This window comes from Martinezella dioscoreae, from assembly GCF_009176305.1.
Taxonomy (GTDB): domain Bacteria; phylum Pseudomonadota; class Alphaproteobacteria; order Rhizobiales; family Rhizobiaceae; genus Rhizobium; species Rhizobium dioscoreae.
In genome coordinates this window covers 588,036-607,883 of record NZ_BLAJ01000004.1, presented here as the reverse complement: position 1 = coordinate 607,883, position 19,848 = coordinate 588,036, and the positions used below count along the sequence as shown (strand labels likewise).

The 19,848-nt window shown below is 58.9% G+C and carries 20 protein-coding genes; 13 read left to right on the top strand and 7 right to left on the bottom strand.

Going from position 1 to position 19,848, the window contains the following annotated elements; translation table 11 throughout:
• The first annotated feature begins 2 nt into the window (after window positions 1-2).
• Both GDN47_RS20060 and GDN47_RS32085 read left to right on the top strand, forming a co-directional pair.
• Window positions 3-278: a cytochrome C oxidase subunit IV family protein gene (locus tag GDN47_RS20060; protein ID WP_145634633.1), complete on the top strand. Its 276-nt coding sequence runs from the start codon at window positions 3-5 to the stop codon at window positions 276-278.
• A 197-nt stretch (window positions 279-475) separates the two neighbouring features.
• Window positions 476-631, top strand: a complete 156-nt coding sequence (locus GDN47_RS32085) for a hypothetical protein (protein WP_156090772.1) — start codon at window positions 476-478, stop codon at window positions 629-631.
• A 169-nt stretch (window positions 632-800) separates the two neighbouring features.
• Here the strand turns inward: GDN47_RS32085 and GDN47_RS20055 are convergent, their stop codons facing one another.
• Window positions 801-1,682, bottom strand: coding sequence for an alpha/beta fold hydrolase (locus GDN47_RS20055; protein ID WP_152094083.1), 882 nt, complete (start codon window positions 1,680-1,682; stop codon window positions 801-803).
• A 338-nt stretch (window positions 1,683-2,020) separates the two neighbouring features.
• Here GDN47_RS20055 and GDN47_RS20050 point away from each other — a divergent pair, with 338 nt between their 5' ends.
• The 11 genes from GDN47_RS20050 (at window position 2,021) to GDN47_RS19995 (ending at window position 13,794) form a co-directional block, all read left to right on the top strand.
• Window positions 2,021-2,494, top strand: coding sequence for a YciE/YciF ferroxidase family protein (locus GDN47_RS20050; RefSeq protein WP_233790014.1), 474 nt, complete (start codon window positions 2,021-2,023; stop codon window positions 2,492-2,494).
• Between the two features lie 55 nt (window positions 2,495-2,549).
• Window positions 2,550-3,023, top strand: a complete 474-nt coding sequence (locus tag GDN47_RS20045; protein ID WP_152094082.1) for a hypothetical protein — start codon at window positions 2,550-2,552, stop codon at window positions 3,021-3,023.
• Between the two features lie 35 nt (window positions 3,024-3,058).
• A complete protein-coding gene (locus GDN47_RS20040) occupies window positions 3,059-3,310 on the top strand; it encodes a YMGG-like glycine zipper-containing protein (RefSeq protein WP_152094081.1) in 252 nt (83 codons plus the stop codon).
• A 110-nt stretch (window positions 3,311-3,420) separates the two neighbouring features.
• Window positions 3,421-5,412: a protein-L-isoaspartate(D-aspartate) O-methyltransferase gene (locus GDN47_RS20035; RefSeq protein ID WP_152094080.1), complete on the top strand. Its 1,992-nt coding sequence runs from the start codon at window positions 3,421-3,423 to the stop codon at window positions 5,410-5,412.
• Between the two features lie 525 nt (window positions 5,413-5,937).
• The gene (locus GDN47_RS20025; protein ID WP_152094079.1) at window positions 5,938-7,134 is read left to right on the top strand and encodes an epoxide hydrolase family protein; all 1,197 of its coding nucleotides are present in this window, start codon (window positions 5,938-5,940) and stop codon (window positions 7,132-7,134) included.
• Window positions 7,135-7,262: 128 nt separating this feature from the next.
• Window positions 7,263-7,880 carry a (2Fe-2S)-binding protein gene (locus GDN47_RS20020; RefSeq protein WP_113421072.1) on the top strand — a complete coding sequence of 206 codons (618 nt, stop codon included), beginning with the start codon at window positions 7,263-7,265 and terminating at the stop codon, window positions 7,878-7,880.
• Window positions 7,880-8,896, top strand: a complete 1,017-nt coding sequence (locus GDN47_RS20015; RefSeq protein WP_152094078.1) for an FAD binding domain-containing protein — start codon at window positions 7,880-7,882, stop codon at window positions 8,894-8,896. The genes GDN47_RS20020 and GDN47_RS20015 overlap by 1 nt, the downstream gene beginning before the upstream one ends.
• 2 nt (window positions 8,897-8,898) lie before the next feature.
• Window positions 8,899-11,178, top strand: coding sequence for a xanthine dehydrogenase family protein molybdopterin-binding subunit (locus GDN47_RS20010; RefSeq protein WP_152094161.1), 2,280 nt, complete (start codon window positions 8,899-8,901; stop codon window positions 11,176-11,178).
• Between the two features lie 704 nt (window positions 11,179-11,882).
• Window positions 11,883-12,869 (top strand): PAS domain-containing protein, encoded by a 987-nt coding sequence (locus GDN47_RS20005; protein ID WP_152094077.1) that lies wholly within the window; start codon window positions 11,883-11,885, stop codon window positions 12,867-12,869.
• The gene (locus GDN47_RS20000) at window positions 12,866-13,249 is read left to right on the top strand and encodes a response regulator (RefSeq protein WP_145634619.1); all 384 of its coding nucleotides are present in this window, start codon (window positions 12,866-12,868) and stop codon (window positions 13,247-13,249) included. Before GDN47_RS20005 ends, GDN47_RS20000 begins: the two co-directional genes overlap by 4 nt.
• 359 nt (window positions 13,250-13,608) lie before the next feature.
• A complete protein-coding gene (locus GDN47_RS19995) occupies window positions 13,609-13,794 on the top strand; it encodes a hypothetical protein (protein WP_145634617.1) in 186 nt (61 codons plus the stop codon).
• 32 nt (window positions 13,795-13,826) lie between these two features.
• Here GDN47_RS19995 and GDN47_RS19990 read toward each other — a convergent pair whose 3' ends face one another.
• From GDN47_RS19990 to ugpB, 6 genes are all read right to left on the bottom strand, one after another.
• The gene (locus tag GDN47_RS19990) at window positions 13,827-14,831 is read right to left on the bottom strand and encodes an inorganic phosphate transporter (protein WP_145323093.1); all 1,005 of its coding nucleotides are present in this window, start codon (window positions 14,829-14,831) and stop codon (window positions 13,827-13,829) included.
• Window positions 14,831-15,448, bottom strand: coding sequence for a DUF47 domain-containing protein (locus GDN47_RS19985; protein WP_145634702.1), 618 nt, complete (start codon window positions 15,446-15,448; stop codon window positions 14,831-14,833). Before GDN47_RS19985 ends, GDN47_RS19990 begins: the two co-directional genes overlap by 1 nt.
• A 141-nt stretch (window positions 15,449-15,589) precedes the next feature.
• Complete coding sequence (locus GDN47_RS19980; protein WP_145634614.1) at window positions 15,590-16,642, bottom strand: sn-glycerol-3-phosphate import ATP-binding protein UgpC; 1,053 nt, start codon at window positions 16,640-16,642, stop codon at window positions 15,590-15,592.
• Window positions 16,642-17,490, bottom strand: a complete 849-nt coding sequence (gene ugpE, locus GDN47_RS19975; protein ID WP_113353098.1) for a sn-glycerol-3-phosphate ABC transporter permease UgpE — start codon at window positions 17,488-17,490, stop codon at window positions 16,642-16,644. Before ugpE ends, GDN47_RS19980 begins: the two co-directional genes overlap by 1 nt.
• Window positions 17,491-17,499: 9 nt before the next feature.
• The gene (ugpA, locus tag GDN47_RS19970; RefSeq protein ID WP_113353099.1) at window positions 17,500-18,381 is read right to left on the bottom strand and encodes a sn-glycerol-3-phosphate ABC transporter permease UgpA; all 882 of its coding nucleotides are present in this window, start codon (window positions 18,379-18,381) and stop codon (window positions 17,500-17,502) included.
• Window positions 18,382-18,448: 67 nt separating this feature from the next.
• Entirely contained in the window at window positions 18,449-19,759 is a 1,311-nt protein-coding gene (gene ugpB / locus GDN47_RS19965; RefSeq protein WP_368518497.1) for a sn-glycerol-3-phosphate ABC transporter substrate-binding protein UgpB, read from the bottom strand.
• Window positions 19,760-19,848: the final 89 nt, after the last annotated feature.

Sequence of the window (19,848 nt, the reverse complement as noted above, 5' to 3'; positions counted from 1 at the left end):
AGATGCCGCGCCTCGTAAATCCTCTCGTCGTTATCTGGGTAATCTTGCTGGTTTTGCTAAGTGCCACTATCGCGGCAAGCTTCGTGCTGGGTGGGGCGGTGGGCCTCGTCGTCAGCCTTTCGATCGCGGCGATCAAATCCGCGATGATCTATTGGCGCTATATGCATCTGAACGAGGAGACGCCGCTTAACCGCATTGCCGCGCTTGCCGCCGGTCTCTGGCTGCTGATCCTGCTCGGCTTTCTCGGCGTCGATTACTGGACCCGTGCGCTCGTCTAGCCACATGCGAGCCCTCTCGGGCAAAAAACGCGCAACGTTCGCCGGCGGATCATCACGCGCGATCGTGGCAAGCGATGGAGATATGCGCGCCCGTGAAAAAACCTCTTCGGAACATTGTCGGCCGGGTAGGGTTCTACCCTGGTCGACGAGAGATGCCGAACGGACAAGCACGCGTTAGTAGCTCGCGAGGAGACCACATGGACCACCACTCAGATGCACGCCGTCGCATGATGATTTTCGTCGTGACGATTTTCGTTCTTGCCTGCCTCATCGCTGTCTATTTTGCCTTTGCACTTCATCCCGGCGAGCCGGTTCCGCCGACCGCGGGGGCGGTGTCGTCCCAGGTCAAATGACGGCGGCGTAATGATGTGTGCACATGCGAAAAGCGGCAGGTAAATCAGCATCGCCTGATCGAGACGGCGCGCCTGATTTCCTGGTCATCCTGTCGAGGATGTGTGCCCAACGATTTTAGATCGCGCCGGCGATGCCGTTGGCCCCGGAGGCGAACGCCGAAGGTGCTCGTCAACGGGTGGTGAGGCGCAAGATCGCATCAAGGGTCTGCTTCGGTGCTTCCTGGGGAATGAAATGGCCGATCGCGTCGAGAACAACGCGTTCATATTCTGCCACGAAATACTGGTCCTTGCCAGCCGAGGTATCAACGAGATTACACCCGTCGGAAGCGCCGTGCAGTACCAGGGTCGCAACTTGGATCGCCGGGTTTTCGGCAAGCCCGCGCTCGACATCCTCGTGCTCGGGGGCGCCGGGTGTCTCTTTCCAACGCTGCAGATAAGCATGAATGCTGATCGGCGCCCAATCGTCGTTCTGAAGCGAGGGTGCCATCTCGTCGAAATCCTGCCATTTCGTCGGCCAATCGGGAGACCAGGTCGCCCAGAGAAATCTGGCAAGGCGGAGCCGGTCTTTGTCCATTGCCTCCTGTCCCTGCTTGAGTGCAACTACCCACTCGTACCAATATGCCTTTGCCAGGTCGTAGCTTATCTCCTTGATGGGCTGGGAGGTAGCGAAACCCGCAGCCATTGCCACCAGGCCGCGCAGACGCGCGGGAAAGAGTGCCGCCACGCCATACCCGGCACGCGCACCCCAATCATAACCGCAGATCACCACGTCACTCAGGTCAAGCGCTTCGAGGAATTCGGCTAAGTCCTCGGTTAGCGCCGCGACCGCGCCACTCCTCATCGTGTCTGCCGAGAGAAAGGTCGTAGGACCGGTGCCGCGCAGATATGGAGCAATGACGCGATGACCGCCATCCACTAAAGCAGGAACGATCTTATCCCAACAACGGACATCGTCGGGCCAACCATGGACAAGCACGATGGGCTTCCCGCGCGGGTCACCGGCTTCCTCATAGGCGATATCGAGATCGCGTGTTCTAATATGTTTCGTCATCGGCATGTCCATGATCGATTAATCACTTCCTTGGCCTCAGGCTCGAGGCGGATGAAATGGTCACACGACTAACCATAGCGCATGCCTATTGTTCCAAGGCTGATGGTCGGGTCAGACAGCTGGAATGCGGGATTATGAAAGGGCGAGGGAGGCGAAAGCCTTGTTGGCGTGGAACGCGGTATTGAGCCAAGCAGCAGCTCAATGGGAGGCTTCCAGGATCGCTCAAACCCGCTTTGGAATTTGATCGGAACATTTGGTCATTGCTCCGGTTAGGAAGCTCATTACCCGACCAAAGCGGTGAAAGGATTGCTGTGATGCAGATCAGCAGTTTCAAGGACATGTATCTCGCCGAGCTTCAGGAGCTTGTCAGTGTCGAAAGTCAACTCGCCGATTCGTTGCTGCGAATGGCTGAGGTCGCAGCACATCCGTCATTAAAGGATGCACTGGTCCACCATCGCGCGCAAACCGAGGTGCAAAAGGACCGCCTCGTGTCACTCCTGCAGAAGCATGGAGCCGTCCCGGCAGCCCATGCGGATCAGGCGATGCAGGCTCTGATCCATGAGACCGAAAAAATGGCTTCCATGCTGAAGGGAAATGACCTGCGTGATGCTGGTCTCATCGCTTCCGCTCAGAGGCTCGAACATTACGAGATCGCGGCATACGGCACGGCTGCCGCTCTGGCCGGTCAGCTGGACCTGCGGGAAGATCAGGAGGTGCTGCACCGGAGCCTCGAAGAGGAGAAGCAGACGGACATCCTGCTGACCCGATTGGCCAAAGGCGAAATAAATCGAGATGCGCTGCCGTCTGACTGACGGACCACTATCGTGAATATAGCCGGCTGCGAGCTCTATCTGAAAGGAGCATTCAATGAAACACCATGCCCTTCAAGACATTCAGACCGTTGCCAATGTCACTCTCGGATATCCGCACCGGCTGCCTACGATGACCAGGCGCGAACGCCTCGAACGCTGGGCGAATCTTCTCGAGCGCTGTGGGCATCAAGCACTTTCAACCCTGGAGGAGACAGAATTTCAGCCTGCGAGGGATCGCGCGGTCATGCGCGCGGACAACTCGCCTCTGTCAGTAGCGTTTGCCGACCAGCTCATGCATGAAGCGGGCCTGAAAGACGACAGCTACGGCGAAGCCAAGCGATTCTTCGAGCTGAGTGACAATCAATTGCATAGGCTTCTCTGTCATTGCCACTTCGGGCCAACGGTGCGTGCATCGACGGCCGCGCATAACGTTCGTGCAATCATTGCTGCAGGCGATCGGCCGGGCATTTTGACCAGGCTGCGTAATATGTTCGGCGAGAAGATCCGCTTACTTGATCGTCGTTGTTGATACGCCGGCTGGAACGAACTGAAATGGAGGTTCAAATGAAAACATTTATCATTGTTACCAGCGTAGCGTTGTGTCTCACGGCTTGCTCTTCGACAGAGCAAGGCGCCGGGATCGGCGCCGCCACGGGCGCCGTCGTTGGCGGCGTAGCAACAGGCAATGTTCGCGGCGCCGCGGTCGGTGCAGCCGTGGGCGGAGTGTCCGCCGCCTTGATCGGGAACGTCGCAGGACAGCCCGGCCGCTGCTACTACCGCGACCGCAACGGGAACCGCTATGTCGATCGCTGTTGAGCTTAGCAGACGTGGTCGGTGTCGTTCTTGAACAATCCATAGGAGCGGATTCGCCCTTACACCACGCCCGAACGTCGCTGGAACGGTGAGGAAAGGGCAAGGAGGCCAAGATGGCCGACTACCAGCGCATGCGCGATCACATGATTGAGGCGCACATTAAGCGGCGCGGGATACGCGACGAGTATGTTCTCAATGCGATGCGTACCGTACCAAGAGAACGCTTCGTCGCCGAGGGCATGGCCGAGTTCGCCTATGAGGATGCGCCTCTCGCCCTCGGGGAGGGGCAGACCATTTCCCAGCCCTATATCGTGGCTTTGATGATCGAGGCGGCGGAGGTGCGCCCGGGCGATCGCGTACTCGAGGTGGGAGCCGGCTCGGGCTACGCGGCCGCGGTGATCGGCCAGATCGCGGCGAATGTCTATGCGATCGAACGCCATGAAGCCTTGGCGGTGCCGGCGAGACGGCGCGTGTCCGACCTCGGCTATGACAATGTGGAGATATTTGCCGGCGACGGTACGCGTGGATTTCCCGACCAGGCGCCATTCGACGCCATTCTGGTGGCTGCGGGCGGCCCTGCCGTGCCGGAAGCGCTGAAGGAACAGCTCGCGATTGGCGGGCGGCTTGTAATCCCCGTGGGCGAGGAGTTCGGTCAGAGGTTGTGCAAGATCGTTCGGCGCACGGCGGTACGCTATGAGGAGACGGATCTCGGTGCTGTGATGTTTGTGCCCCTGATCGGCGAGCAAGGCTGGTCCGAGGATGGCCGGCGCGCGGCAAGCAATCATAAGCCGGGTGCGTCTCGAAAGCAGAGCCTGCCGGAAATGATTGCCGAAGCAGCGGAAGACCTACCGAACTTCGATGATCCTGCCTTCGGGCACCTTTTCGACCGCTTCGGCGACCGGCGTGTGGTTTTGCTCGGGGAGGCGAGCCACGGAACCGCCGAATTCTATCGTGCCCGGGCTGCGATCACGCGCTACCTGATCACCCGTCGAGGATACACAATTGTTGCGGTCGAAGCGGATTGGCCGGACGCGGCGAAAGTAGATCGATATGTCAGACATCGGTCGGCGTCCGGGCGTGAGGAGACACCATTCCAACGGTTTCCAACCTGGATGTGGCGCAACACAGAGATCCAAGCGCTGATCGAATGGATGCGCAAGCATAACGCAGCTATCGACGCAGAGGACCGCACCGGCTTCTACGGGCTCGACATCTACAACATGTCCGGCTCGATCGGTGCAGTGCTTGACTATCTTGATACGGTCGACCCGCAGGCGGCAGCGATCGCCCGTGAGCGCTACGGCTGCCTGACGCCTTGGCAGAAAAACCCCGCGACCTATGGCCGGGCGGCACTCAGTCGCGGTTATGCGGAATGTGAGCAGGCGGTGATCGACCAATGCCAGGATCTTTTACGCAGGCGGCTGGATTATGCCAGGCACGACGGCGACGCTTTCCTCGATGCCGCCCAGAATGCCCGGCTGATCGCTTCCGCGGAGCGCTACTACCGCATCATGTATTATGGCGGAGCGGAAAGCTGGAACCTGCGTGATACCCATATGTTTGAAACGCTGCAACGCCTGCTTGACGCGAAGGGACCGGATGCCAAGGCGATCGTCTGGGCGCACAACAGTCATATCGGTGACGCACGCTTTACCGATATGGGTGCAACGCGTGATGAGCTTAATATCGGCCAGCTTTGTCGAGAGGCTTTCGGAGGTGAGGCGGCTCTCATCGGTTTCGGCACCCATACTGGCACGGTGGCCGCCGCGCATGACTGGGATGGAGACATGGAAGTCATGCATGTGAATCCCTCCCGACCTGACAGCTACGAGCGGATGTGTCATGATGCGGGAGGGGACAGCTTCCTGCTCGACCTGTCGCCTGGCAAGCACGAGCCACTCCGGCGCCGCCTTTCCGAGCCACGACTGGAGCGCTTCATCGGCGTCATCTATCGGCCCGACACCGAACTGTGGAGCCATTACAGCCAGGCGATCCTTCCCGAGCAATTCGATGCCTATGTCTGGTTCGATGAGACGCAGGCAGTGGAGCCGCTTGGGATTGAGCACCATCGCGGCATGCCGGAAACCTATCCCTTTGGTGAATAGACGATGCTTCGCGACATTGATCGTGTCCTGGCCAAGCTCGTTGCGAGCTTCATCTCTTGCGGAGAAAAATGCGCTTTCTAAATTTTTCGGCCATCGGCACACCAGGTAAAGGGAGGAAACAATGACAAGTCACGTGTTTGACCGCCCTCTTTTCGTGAGAGGGAAGCACTTCATTCAGGAAATATGTTGCCTCGACGACATCGTTGATTTCCTTGAGGAATGGCCGGAAGAGAAGCGCGACGTCGCGCATGTCGTCGTGCTGAGGGCCTGCAGAGATGCGGTAGCGGTCAGTTTCCATTGAGTGCAGTGAGGAAGAACTTCGAGCGGTTCCTGAAGAAGAACAATATGTTGGCATCGATCGAGGAGTTTCCATTTCGTCAGCAGAGCGCCGGCGATCGCGATATCAGTGGCGTTTGACGTTTTCGTGCATCGTCGACGAGATCGCCCTGCTTACCCGCCCGCATCCCGGCTTGTCGTGAGGGTCTCTCATGCGGAACTTCAATGGCCGCTGAGTGTTTCCTGTAGATGCCGGACAATGACTTTCATATACGCTGGGATGCATCCGCGCTCGCATTGTTGCGGTCGCGCATTCGCGGCTTTGAATGGCCGTACAACGCTGCGGACAGCGGATGGCGTTATGGCTGTGATCCCGATTTCCTGCGCCGCTTTTGCCGTCATTGGGCAGACAGCTATGATATCGAAGCCGGCGAGGGCATACTCAACCGTTATCCGCAGCTGCTCGCCGAAGTCGCGCCGGGGATGCGGCTGCACGTCGTTCATGTACGCGGCGAGGCGCAGGGGCGGCGTCCGCTCCTGCTGATCCACGGTTGGCCGGGTTCGGTCTACCAGTTCTGGCCGGTCATCGATGCACTGGCTTTTCCGTCACGCTTCGGCGGCACGCCGATGGATGCATTCGACCTCGTCATCCCGTCGCTGCCCGGCTACGGCTATTCGGATAAGCCGGCCGCGCCAGTCGGCCCGCGCGTCACCGCCGGGTGGCTTGCGCGCCTAATGCGCGACGCGCTTGGCTATCAAGATTATCTGGTGGCGGGGACCGACTGGGGTGTCGTCATCGCCGCCTGGCTCGCTCTGGATCACCGCGAAGACGTACGCAGCATCCACATCGACTATCCCGGCGCGCAACCCGCGGCGGCGCCGACGACCGACGCGGAACGCGCCTATCTCGAGGCATTCGAAGCGGCCGAAAACCGGCTCGGTGCATACAGCCGGCTCCACGCGACGCGGCCGCAGTCGCTCGCCTTCCTGGCGGCGGGTAACCCCGTCGCACAGGCGGCCTGGATTCTCGAGCGCTTCCATGACTGGGCGGATCTGCGTGGGCGTGCGATCGATGAGGTCTTCGGTCTCGATACCCTCATCACTAACCTCATGCTGACCGTCATGACCGATAGCTTCGGATCGGCGACCTGGATGTATGCCGGTGCAGAATCAGAGGGTGCACGACGCCTGCCGGAAGGATGTCGGGTCCCCGTCCCGGTGGGGTTCGCGAGCTTCCCCGATCCGCGTCATCCGCGGCCGCCACGGAGCTGGGTCGAAAAGGGTTACGACGTCGTTCATTGGCGAGAACACGATCGCGGCGGGCATTTCGCCAGCATGGAAGTGCCGGATCTCGTCGTCGCCGATCTCCGGGATTGGGCGGCGTCTTTGGCCAATATCCACCGGAAGGTCGATGGTATCGTCGACGCTGAGAAAAAGGGCGACTGACTGAGCGAGGACAATTTCGTGGCGAAGTCGCCGGGAACCCTGTGGCGAATTCATGGTTAGGCGTGCTCACGGCGGTCCTTCGGACCGTGTGGTCTTCCTGCTGAAATCGACATCGGAAAGGGTATCGGATGTCTAATCCAGAAGAAGCCCCGGCCTCGGGGGTCACGAGGCGCACACTCCTGGCCGGGACAATCACGTCTGCAACGGCCATTTCAGTCGGTGCTGCCTCGAAAGAGCAAGAAGCGCGGCTCGCTGCGGTGTCGACGCAGTCTACGGTCCCGATAAAGATGAAGATCAATGGCCAACCCTATCAGTTCAGCGTTGACCCGCGCACATCGCTCCTGGATCTCCTTCGTGACCATGCGGGCCTGACGGGTACAAAAAAGGGCTGCGACCACGGGCAATGTGGAGCGTGCACGGTGCTCACCGATGGAAAGCGGACCTTGTCCTGCATGAGTTTCGCGGCGATGAATGACGGGCACAAGATCACCACGATCGAAGGTCTTTCGTCGGTTAATGGGCGTCTGCATCCGATGCAGCAGGCGTTTATCGACCATGACGCCTTCCAATGCGGTTACTGCACGCCCGGTCAGATCCTGTCCGCGGTTGCCTGCGTGCACGAAGGACATGCCGGTAACGATGCCGACATTCGCGAATACATGAGCGGCAATATCTGTCGATGCGCGGCTTACCCCAACATCCTCGCTGCCGTGAAACAGGCCCGCGACGAGATGGAGAAGCTCTGATGCTACCTTTCAGTTATCAAACTGCTCGTGATGTCGGCAGGGCCATCGCGGAGGCGAGCGAAGCAAAGGAAACTCCTCCAACCGCCGCGCCGTCACAGTTCATCGCCGGTGGCACGAACATGTCCGACTACATGCGGCTCGGCGTCAATCGGCCGTCGCGTCTGGTGGATATCAACTGCATCGAGGATCGATCATTGAAGACGATCGAGATCGGTGATCCCGATATTCGTCTCGGCGCTCTGGTCCGCATGAGCGAGGTCGAGGACCATCCGGAAATCAACCGAAGATGCCCGATGCTTGCCGAAAGCCTGAAACTCGCGGCCAGCCGACAGATCCGCAATATGGCAAGCCTTGGCGGCAATGTGCTGCAGCGGACGCGCTGCGAATATTTCCGCGAGATTTCATGGCCTTGCAACAAGCGCGATCCCGGCTCCGGCTGCGCTGCCATCGAAGGCTTCAACCGGCAGCATGCGGTGCTCGGAACTAGCGACTCCTGTATAGCGACCTATCATGGAGACTTTGCCCAGGCGCTGATTGCTCTCGATGCCTCCGTCGACATATCAGGCCAATCCGGCAGACGGCGTATCCGCTTTGCAGAACTGCATCGCCAGCCGGGCGATCGGCCGGATGTCGAAACGACGCTGCGGCCAGGCGAGATCATTACGGCCATCGCGGTGAATGTCCCGGCCTGGGCTGCACGATCTCGTTACCTCAAGATACGCGACCGTCAGTCCTATGCCTTCGCCCTCGCTTCCATAGCCGTCGCAATCAACCTCGATGGAGATATCGTGCGCGATGCGCGTATCGGTCTTGGCGGGCTGGCTACCGTTCCTTGGCGCGCCACGGCGGCCGAGGAGGCGCTCCGGAACAAGCCCCTCACGGAGGAAAGCGCCTCAATCGCGGCACAGGCCGCGTTTGCGGACGCCCGGCCGCGCGAGCATAACGCCTTCAAGATCGAGCTTGGAAAACAGACATTGATACGGGCCTTGCTCGAGGTTCGGGATATGAGGATATGACCATGAACGAGGCCGCACCACCTGCAAAGGAAAACATGGGTGAGCCACTGCCGCGGATCGACGCCCGCCTCAAGGTGACGGGAAAGGCATCCTATCCCGCCGACATTCCGGTCAACAATCTCGCGCATGGGATGCTGGTGACGAGTGCTGTAGCGCGGGGTCACTTGACATCGCTGCATCTGGACCAGGCGCGGGCCGTGCCAGGTGTAATTGACATCATTACCCATGAGAGCATCCGAGATGACTTAGAAACTCCCGAATTCGGGACATCGGGATCGACTTCCATCGGGCCTCTCCGCGATACGAAGATCTGGCATGATGGCCAGATCATCGCGCTGGTTTTGGCCGAGACCATCGAGGCCGCCCGCGAAGGCGCCATGCGCATCACCGCCGATTACGAGGCGGAGAGACCGAGCACGAGCTTCGGGTCGGAAGGCACGGAAACCGTGGCTGCGGCAGAAGCGAGCAAGCAGTTCAAGGAAGACGTCAAGGCGGGCGATTTCAACGCCGCCTTTGCTGCCGCGGACGTCAAGATCGACGCCGAATACGAGATGCCGACCCAGCATCACAATCCGATCGAACTGTTCTCCACGACTGCTTATTGGCGAGGGGATGAACTCGTTGTTCATGAACCGAGCCAGAATGTCTACGGCTGGAAAGTCGAGATCGCGCGGCAGCTGAAGATCAAACCTGATCAAGTAAGGGTGGTCAGTCCCTACATCGGGGGTGCCTTCGGATCGAAGGGGCCGATCACGCCGCGAACAGCCATCGTCGCGTTTGCCGCGCGCAGGCTTGGCAGGCCGGTGCGGTGTGTCGTTACCCGACCACAGGCGTTCACCACGCAGACCTACCGTGCCGAAACGCGCCACCATATCCAGATTGGCGCGTCGCGGGACGGCAAGATAACTGCTCTAAAGCACGAGGGCTGGGAGGTGACGTCCCGTCCGGATCCTTATGTGGTCGGCGGAACGAAGACAACCGGCCTCATGTATGATTATGGATCGGTACTGACCAAGGTTTTTCTGGTCAAGGCGGACAGGCCGACGCCGAGCTATATGCGTTCCCCACCGGAGACCCCCTATGTCTATGCACTGGAAAGCGCGATGGACGAGATGGCGGTTGCTCTTAACATGGATCCGGTAGAGTTCAGGCGCGTCAACGATGCCGTGAAGGAGCCGATCGAAGGCCGCCCCTTCTCCAGCCGCTCGCTGATGGAATGCTACGATGAGGCGGCCCGCGAATTTGGCTGGTCGAAGCGCAATCCGGATGTAGGCAGCATGCGGGATGGCGACTGGCTTGTCGGCATGGGCTGCGCGACGGCGATCTATCCAACCAATATCGCGCCTTGCGCAGTTCGCGTCTCCCTGACCGAGGATGGGCGGGCACGGGTCCAGACCGCCTCCCATGAAATCGGCACCGGGGTGCGCACGATTGCCGCCCAGGTTGCAGCGGAACAATTGGGGCTCGACGTAAGCGCCGTCGAGGTCGAGATGGGCGATACGCGGCTTCCGCCGGCGCCCGTTGCCGGCGGCTCGAATACGACGGCCAGCGTCTCTTCAGCGATCATCAAAGCCTGCGGGGAAATCCGCGAAAAGCTCGCCCGCGCGGCGGTGACATCAAATGACGGGCCACTCGCCGGCCGCGATCCGCACTCGATCATGCTCAGAGAGAATAAGCTCGTCATCGGCGAGAGTTCGCAGGGCCTCAAGGACGCTTTCAAGCAGTTGGGAGCCGGCGTCATCGAGCAATATAGCGAATTTCGTCCTGACGCTGCTTCCGAGGAAGCCGTTTCCAACCTATACAAGGGCAAACTGGAAATGGTGAGCGGTGATCAAGGCAAGAAGGTAAAATATGCCTTCGGTGCTGAATTCGTCGAGGTCCGGGTTCATCGAAGAACCCGGGAAATCCGCGTCCCTCGGATCGTCGGCGCCTTTGGAGCTGGCCGGATCATGAATACCCGGACGGCGCGCAGCCAGCTCATGGGCGGGATGATCTGGGGAATTTCGTCGGCCCTTCACGAAGCGACTGAATTCGACCTGCGCGATGCCCGCGTCGTCAATCGGGATCTGCAGGACTATCTCGTGCCGGTGAATGCAGACATCCAGGACGTAAAAGTCATCCTTGTGTCGGAGACCGATCCGGACGTCAACCCGGCGGGCGTCAAGGGGCTTGGCGAACTCGGCAACGTCGGAACGGCGGCCGCGATCACCAGTGCGGTCTACCACGCTACCGGCAAGCGTATCCGCAAACTTCCGATCCGCATCGATAACCTGATTGGCTAATGTCAACGCAGGCGCTTTCTCGCGCCAAGACGTGCTTGTTCCCATTGGCAGGCACCCGGATCGGGCCACAGCTCTCTTATGTCGGCAAGCCGTTCTTGCCGGCCTGTTCCGCCTCGGTCACCGGCGGGCATGCCAATGCTCATGAAGGTGCGGATTACAGCGGTCGCTTTTCGGTGCGTCGTCGCGCCCCCGCCAGTGACGCCCCACGTCGGCACGATGGTCGATACCAGCCATTCGAAGATTTAATGTTCTCCCTCCCAGCCTCCTCAGCGCGCCGCAGCGCTTGTCATGTTTCCATCATTCGAGGCCGGCCGCCTAAGTGCGGAGCGCCTACTGGTTCCCAAACCGGTAGGTCGACAAGCATCGGGGAACTGAATTACGGACATAGCGTTGGCAAAGAAACAGGATCGCTGGGACACTCGAGAACCGGATGAGTATTCTTCGCAATGAACGTCGTCTGTTCGGATTTAGCATGTGCTGATAGCTTTTCAGGGCCTGGTTAGAAAGGTGTGCACCTCTTCGGCTTCACCGCATTCTAACGAAATGTCTCTTCATTGAGGATCGCGCAGCGAGGAAGGCGGGGAGGCGATCGAATTACCTCGACGGCATCGCCTTCGTTGCCGGTCTTGCCAAGGCTCGGGCGGCCATTACTTTTACTAGGAAACCTGTGACATATGTCGGGTGCATCTGCTGGAGCAAGGGGAATGATGCTGGAAGATCTATACCGCCTTTTGCGAACCGGACATGTCCAGGCGCAGGGAGTGGTCGATACGATGACGCAGCCGATTGTCGTTCTTGATCAGAACTTGTGCGTCGCGACCGCAAACAATGCATTCTTGAAAACGTTCGAGGTCGAGCGGGACGATATTCTGGGGGAGAGTTTCTTTGATCTCGGCAACGGTCAGTGGGATGTTACCGAGCTCCGACAGCTGATCGCCGCGGTCATCCCAAAAGCAGCCGCTGTCATTGGGTACGAAGTCGCGCATGATTTTCCAACTATCGGCCGGCGTACGTTCCTCGTCGATGCGCGCCGCCTTGTGCACCCGGATGACAATAGCACCAACATCCTTGTCCTCTTCGACGATGTGACGGAAAGGCAGCGGCACGACGCCGAGAAGGATTTCATCATTTCGGAAACACGCCATCGGATGAAGAACCTTTTCGCGGTCGTGCGATCGCTAGCGATGCAGATGAATGCGGAAGATCTGACGGCCGTTGACTACCGTGATCGTTTCCTGGGACGCCTCGAGGTCACTCTTCATGCCCAGGAGATCGCGGCCATCAATGAAACGACCGATTTTGAAACCCTGCTGAGGCAATCGGTCAGCGAGCCTGGAATGGATCGTCTCCATTGCCAGGGGCCAAGAGTGCAGATTCGGGGCTCGGAGATCGTGCCAGTCAGCATGATGTTCCATGAGCTGGCAACGAATGCGTTGAAGTACGGCGCGCTATCCGCCCCAAGCGGTGCCTTGCATGTCGAATGGTCACTGGAGGAAGTGCCGGAGAGCCGCTCTTATTTCGTATGCCGGTGGCGCGAAACGGGCGGCCCCGCGATCATGCCGCCGACGAGAAGAGGCTACGGTACCGAGCTGATCGAAGGCACTTGCCGACATCTTGGTGGAACGGTGGAACTTAACTTCAATCCAAAAGGTTTGACTGCCATCATCAAGCTCCCTTGGAAACGTTCATGAGCGAACCTGAAAATGACAAGGCTCTTGGCAGGATCGTTCTTGTGGTTGAAGACGAGTTCCTTATCGCCCTGGAGCTGGAAAGCGTGTTGACCAGTAGCGGATTCGAGGTCCTGGGCCCGGCGAGCTCGGTCGGGCAAGCCCTCGACCTGCTGAGGAGCCAACGTCCGGATGCCGCTGTTCTGGACGTCACTCTCGGCAGCGAGAAGGTTACTCCGGTCGCTTTCCTTTTAAAATCATGGGATGTCCCGTTCGTCCTCGCCAGTGCAAGCGATGCGGCGGAACTTGCCCGGCATGATGTTTTGGCCAAGGCACTCAATCTCGGGAAGCCCACCGACATGAAACGTCTTGTGGACGTCGTTCAATCCTTCTTTAGCCGCTGACGATGGATAAAGCGGCGATCCGTCAAGTGAACGCCGCGAACGTGACCGCGTCGATTGGCATGCTACTCCTTTGAGGCGATCTGGAATACCAGCGAATGGGATGACACCAGCGACACGCCATCCCTGGCTCAGTGTCAGCGCTTCCGCCGCGGGCTGGTTAACAGTCGAACGACCGAAGGTAGATGGTTCAGATCTTCTTAAGCACAATTATTCGTCGAGGTGGGGCAGCAATATCGTCGGAAAAACGACATTATTCGAGATCCGAAATGCCAAGCCTTTCGATCATCCAGACGATGCTTGGGAACCATCTCAACGCGGAATAGTTCCGTCCGGCGGATGACCACCTGGAAAGGGCTGTCATGAAGAAGCGGAAACATGAAGAGATGACGGATCCCCCTCGCTCGCGACCAGCGAAATATGAGGAGACCGAGGGCGCGACCGGTGCGGTCGAAAGGCCGGCCATCCCGCCGGTCATGAAAAAGGGAGAGAAGCCGTCTTCCAAGAAAAACAAGCACAAGGACGATGCCGGCGGGCAAGGGGACTGAACCTCGCGGTTGCGCAATAGGGCTTGGCGGCTTTATCCCACCCAGTTCGTGATCCAGTAGGCTATTGCCGAGATAGCCGCCGCCGCGGGCAGGGTTATTATCCATGCGACGACGATATTGCTCGCCAATCCCCATCGAACCGCCGAGATCCGCCGCGCGGCGCCGACACCGACGATTGCGCCCGTGATCGTATGGGTCGTCGAGACCGGGATGCCAAGCCATGTCGCGGCGAACAAGGTCAAGGCGCCACCGGTCTCAGCGCAAAAGCCCTGCATTGGATTGAGCCTCGTGATCTTCGAGCCCATCGTGTGCACGATCCGCCAACCGCCAAACAGTGTTCCGAGCGCCATCGCGGACTGACAGGATAACACCACCCACAGGGGCACGTGGAACTCCGCTCCGGTATGACCTTGGGAGTAGAGCAGTACGGCGATGATGCCCATGGTCTTCTGGGCGTCGTTTCCGCCATGGCCGAGGGAGTAGAGAGAAGCGGAGACGAATTGCAGGACGCGGAAGGTGCTGTCGACGGCGAAAGGCGTCTGGCGAACGAATATCCATGTCACGCATAGCACGAGGAAGAGCGCGAGCACGAAGCCAAGCAGTGGCGACATGACGATGGCACCGGCCGTCTTAAGCAGGCCGGACCAAACAATGGCATCCATGCCAATCTTCGCCACGCCGGCACCTACGAGGCCACCGACCAGAGCATGCGACGAGCTTGATGGGATGCCCAGTACCCAAGTCACGATATTCCATATGATCGCCCCCATCAGGGCGGCGAAGATGACCTGTGGCGTGACTATGTTGGGATCGATAATGCCGGTGCCGAGGGTTTCGGCGACGTGGAGCCCGAAGAACAGGAAAGCGATGAAATTGAAGAATGCGGCCCATAACACGGCGTATTGCGGTCGCAGGACCCGGGTCGAGACGATGGTGGCAATTGAGTTGGCTGCGTCGTGCAGCCCATTCAAAAAATCGAAGAACAATGCCACCGCGATGAGGCCCACCAGCAATGGGAAAGCGAGAGTGGCCTCCATCAGACGTTCTCGATTACGATGCCGTTGATTTCATTGGCAACATCCTCGAAACGGTCGACGACCTTCTCCAATTCACCAAAGATCTCGCTGCCGATGATGTATGCCATTGGATTGGTGCCGCCATATCGGCGAAAGAGATCTTTTAGACCTTGATCATGTAGCTCATCGGAGCGACCTTCGACCTTTACGACCTCTTCGGTGAGCGCGCTGAGGCGAGAAGAGTTGGCACTCATGCGATCAAGGAGAGGGATTGCCTCGGCTACCAGTTTTGCGGCCTCGACGATCGCCTTGCCCATTTCCTGCATACCGGGATCAAAGCTGTCCTGTTCGAATAGCCGGATCGTCTTGACCGTCTTGTGCATCATGTCGATCGCATCGTCCATTGACATGATGAGATCCTTGATGTCGCCACGGTCAAAGGGCGTGATGAAACTGCGCCGAGTGGCAAGCAGAACTTCGCGCGTGATGTCATCGGCCTCGTTCTCGAGCTCAACAATGCGCTGGCAGTGCTGCTCCGTGTCTTTGCCGGCCAGCAATTCGTTCAGAGCTTCCGCCGCGCTGACGATCGTGCGCGAATGTCGAGAGAAAAGATCAAAAAACCGGTCTTCTCTCGGCATCAGTCTACGAAACCAGTTCACTTTCCGCACTCCAAACAGGCGTTGTCATAAATCCGTCATAAATGAGGAGGCCCGACATGGAAAGCCGAGACATCCCCAAAACGGCGCTCTCTGACAGCCTCATCACAAGATTTGAACTGCTTATGCGCGGTCTAATCGGTTCCCGTGACCGTCGAAGAAATGCAGGCTCTCGGCGGAAGCGGTAACCACGCATTCTGTGTCCATTGCGAGCCGGGACCGCCCCGAAACTCGAAAGACGACGGTTTGGCCGTCCGCCAGGGTGCCGTAGACATAGCTCTCCGCCCCGACGAGCTCCACCGCCTGGATACGCACTTTCGCGCTGAAAGCCGCATCGCTCGCACCGCCGGCCAGGTGAAGATCCTCGGGCCGGACGCCGACCGTCATGTCAGCGGCGCCAAGGCGGCTGTCAGGCGAAAGCACAATTGTGCTGTTTTCGGTAGGTTTCAGAAGATTCATCGAAGGCGAGCCTATGAAGGTCGCAACGAAGGTCGTGGCCGGTCGTTCATAGAGCTCGATGGGTGTGCCGACCTGCTCGATCCGTCCGCCATTCAAGACGACCAGGCGATCGGCCAGCGTCATGGCCTCCATCTGGTCATGGGTGACATAGACGCTCGTGGTCGCGAGAGATCGTTGCAGCCGTTTGATCTCGACACGCATTTGCACCCGCAGCTTGGCATCGAGATTGGAAAGCGGCTCGTCGAACAGAAACGCCGCCGGCTCGCGCACGATGGCACGACCCATCGCTACGCGTTGCCGCTGACCGCCGGAGAGTTGACGTGGTCTGCGCTCAAGGAGGGGTTCGATTTCAAGCGATCGTGCCGCTGATTGGATGCGCTGGTCTATTTCGGCTGCTGGGACATTCCTGTTCTTCAGGCCATATGCCAAATTCTGTCGCACCGTCATGTGCGGATAAAGCGCATAGTTCTGAAAGACCATCGCGATGTCGCGCTCCGAGGGTTCCAGACGATTGACGATACGACTGCCTATGTTGATTTCGCCTGAGGTGATGGCTTCAAGGCCTGCGATCATGCGCAGGAGCGTGGACTTGCCGCAGCCGGAAGGCCCGACCAGGACGATAAGTTCGCCATCGGCGATATCGAGCGACACGCCCTTGATCGCGTCGACGTTGCCGCCGTAACTTTTGCGGACGTCCTTGAGAGTGATCCCGGCCATTATTTCTCCGTCTCCACCAGACCTTTGACGAACCAGCGCTGCATCAGCACCACGACGAGGATGGGCGGAATGATCGCCAAGATCGCCGTTACCATCACAAAATTCCACGGTGTCGCCGCGTCGGCGAAATCCACCATCTTCCGGAGCCCGATGATGATCGTCGACATCTTCGCGTCATTCGTGACCAATAGTGGCCACAAATATTGCGTCCAGCCATAGATGAAGAGGATCACGAACAAGGCGGCGATATTGGTTTTCGATAGCGGCAACAGGATATCGCGCATGAAGCGGAATGGGCCGGCATTGTCGATGCGGGCGGCTTCAAGGAGTTCACCCGGCACCGTCAAGAAGAACTGCCGAAACAGGAACGTCGCGGTCGCTGATGCCATCAGCGGCAGGGTCAGGCCGGCATAAGTGTCGATCATGCCGAGATCCACGATGACCTTGTAGGTCGGCAGGATGCGTACTTCCACCGGCAGCATCAACGTGACGAAGATCATCCAGAAGAACACCATCCGCAGCGGAAAGCGGAAGAAGACAATGGCGAAGGCCGAGAGAAAGGAGATCGCGATCTTGCCGGCGGCGATGATGACAGCGACAACAAACGTGTTCCAGAGCATCCGTTCAAGGCTGACGCCGACCACGCGCTCGACACCGCCGTTCAGCGCCTCGCCATAGTTCTCGACGAAATGGCCGCCGGGCAGCAGGAAGATCGGCGGCCGCAAAATCTCGGCCGACGTCATCGTCGAGGCAACGAAGGTGTAATAGATCGGGAAGGCGACGATGATAATGCCGATGACCAGCATCAGATGGCCGATGAGATTGGCGACGGGACGCTTTTCGATCATCGGTAATCCTCACGCATAATGCACACGCTTCTCGACGAAGCGGAATTGGAATGCCGTCAGCGCTATGACAATCACCATGAGGATGACGGACTGAGCCGCGGAAGAGCCGAGGTTGAGATTGACGAAGCCGTCATTGTAGACCTTGTAGACGAGGGTCTCCGTCGCCTTCGCCGGCCCGCCGCCGGTGACGGCATGGATGATGCCGAAGGTGTCGAAGAAGGCGTAGACCGTGTTGACCACCAGGAGAAAGAAGGTCGTCGGCGCAAGCAGGGGAAAGACGATCGTCCAGAAGCGCCGGTTGCCGCGGGCGCCGTCGATGGATGCGGCTTCCAGCAACGATTTTGGGATTGCCTGCAGTCCGGCAACGAAGAACAGGAAATTATAGCTAATCTGCTTCCAGGCGGCGGCGATGATGACCAGCACCATGGCCTGATTGCCGTTCAGCAGGGGGTCCCAGGCAAGTCCGTTGCGACGCAGGATATAGGCCAAGGTACCCATTGCAGGATTGAACATGAAGAGCCAGAGCATGCCGGCGACGGCGGGTGCGACGGCATAAGGCCAAATCAGCAGCGTTCGATAGAGTGTCTGGCCGCGCACCACCTTGTCGGCGGCGGTTGCAAGCGCGAGCGCGACGCTCATCGACAGCAGCGCCGTCGCGATACTGAAGATCACCGTCACCTGGAGGGAATGCAGGTAGGTCTCGTCGGATAAGATGGTGCGAAAATTCGCAAGCCCTACGAAGCCGCTCTTCAGTCCGAAAGGGTCTTCGCGCTGCGTCGATTGATAAAGCGCCTGGCTTGCCGGCCAGAAGAAGAACACGATCGTCAGGACGATTTGTGGCGCGACGAGGAAATAGGGTAGGATCTTGTTGGGAAAGACAACGCGCTGCACGGCGATCTCCTAGGACGAGAAAACGGCCCGCAGCTTTGTCGGCCGCGGGTCAAATCGCATCAGCCCATCAATTGCCAATGGCTTGCTGGATAGCGGCATCGCCACGCTGGACAGCCTTGTCGAGCGCCGTCTTGGCATCTTCCTTGCCGGCCAGCATCGCCTCGAACTCCTCGTTCATGATATCGCGTACCTGCGGCAGGTTGACGAGGCGAACGCCCTTGGAGTTGGCCGTCGGCGCCTTGCCGAGCATTTGCAGGATCGGCGTTTCGCGGCCGGGATTCTTGTCATAGAAGCCGGATTTTTTTGTTTCCTCATAGGCGGCCATCGTCACCGGCAGGTATCCGGAAACCTGATGCAGGCGTGCCTGGATCTTGGTCTGAGACAGGAAATGGAAGAATTCGGCAATGCCCTTGTATTCTGTGTCGCTCTTGCCGGCAAACACCCAGAGGCTGGCGCCGCCGGGAATGGTATTCTGTGGGCGGCCTTCGCCTTCGTAGTAAGGTAATTGGCCAATACCGTAATTCATGCCGCTCTTGATGATGTCGCCGAGGCCTCCCGACGATTCCGTCAGAATGCCGCATTCTCCCGAGGTAAAGAGCTGCTTTGCCTCCGATGTGCGGCCGCCATAGCGGAAGGTGCCATCCTTGGCGAGATCGGCGATCGACTGGAAATGCTGGACGAAGAGAGGCGTATTCAACGCCAGCTTGACGTCGGTGCCTCCGAGACCATTTTCGTTGGAGCCATAGCTGATATTGTTCCAGGCGGCGAAATTCTCGGTCTGAATCCAGGTCAGCCAGGTCGAGGTGAGGCCGCAGGCCGATGCCCCGCTCGACTTGATCTTCTTGGCGGCGTCGAAAACCTCCGGCCAGGTTTTCGGCGGGTGCTCGGGGTCGAGCCCGGCCTTCCTAAAGGTATCCTTGTTGTAATAGAGGATCGGTGAAGACGAATTATAGGGGAAGGACAGCATCGTGCCATCCGGCTTGGAATAGTAGGAAACGATACCGGGCAGGTAGAGCGACTTGTCGAATGTATAGCCGCCCTTTTTCAGAACTTCAGCCGCCGGCATGATCGCGCCTTCCGCACCCATCATCACGCCACTGCCGGCGTCGAAGACCTGCAGGATCGCCGGCGCCTGCTTGGCGCGAAACGCCGCAATACCGGCATTCAGCGCTTCCGGATAGGTGCCCTTGAACACCGGAACAATCTTATAGTCCTTCTGGCCGTCGTTGAATTCCTTGGCCAGTTGCTCGACGACTTCGTTGTTGGCACCCGACATGGCATGCCACCATTGCAGTTCGGTCACTGCAAGCGCGTGCGACGTCCCTCCGAATGAAATGGCAGCCGCTACAAGGCAGCTCCACGCGAGGCGATTAGGCATTTTTCCTCCCATTATGATCCCTTCCATGAAACGATTGGCTAACCCTCCTTGATCAGCCAGTCCGCTTTGCGCAGCGTGGCCACCCGATT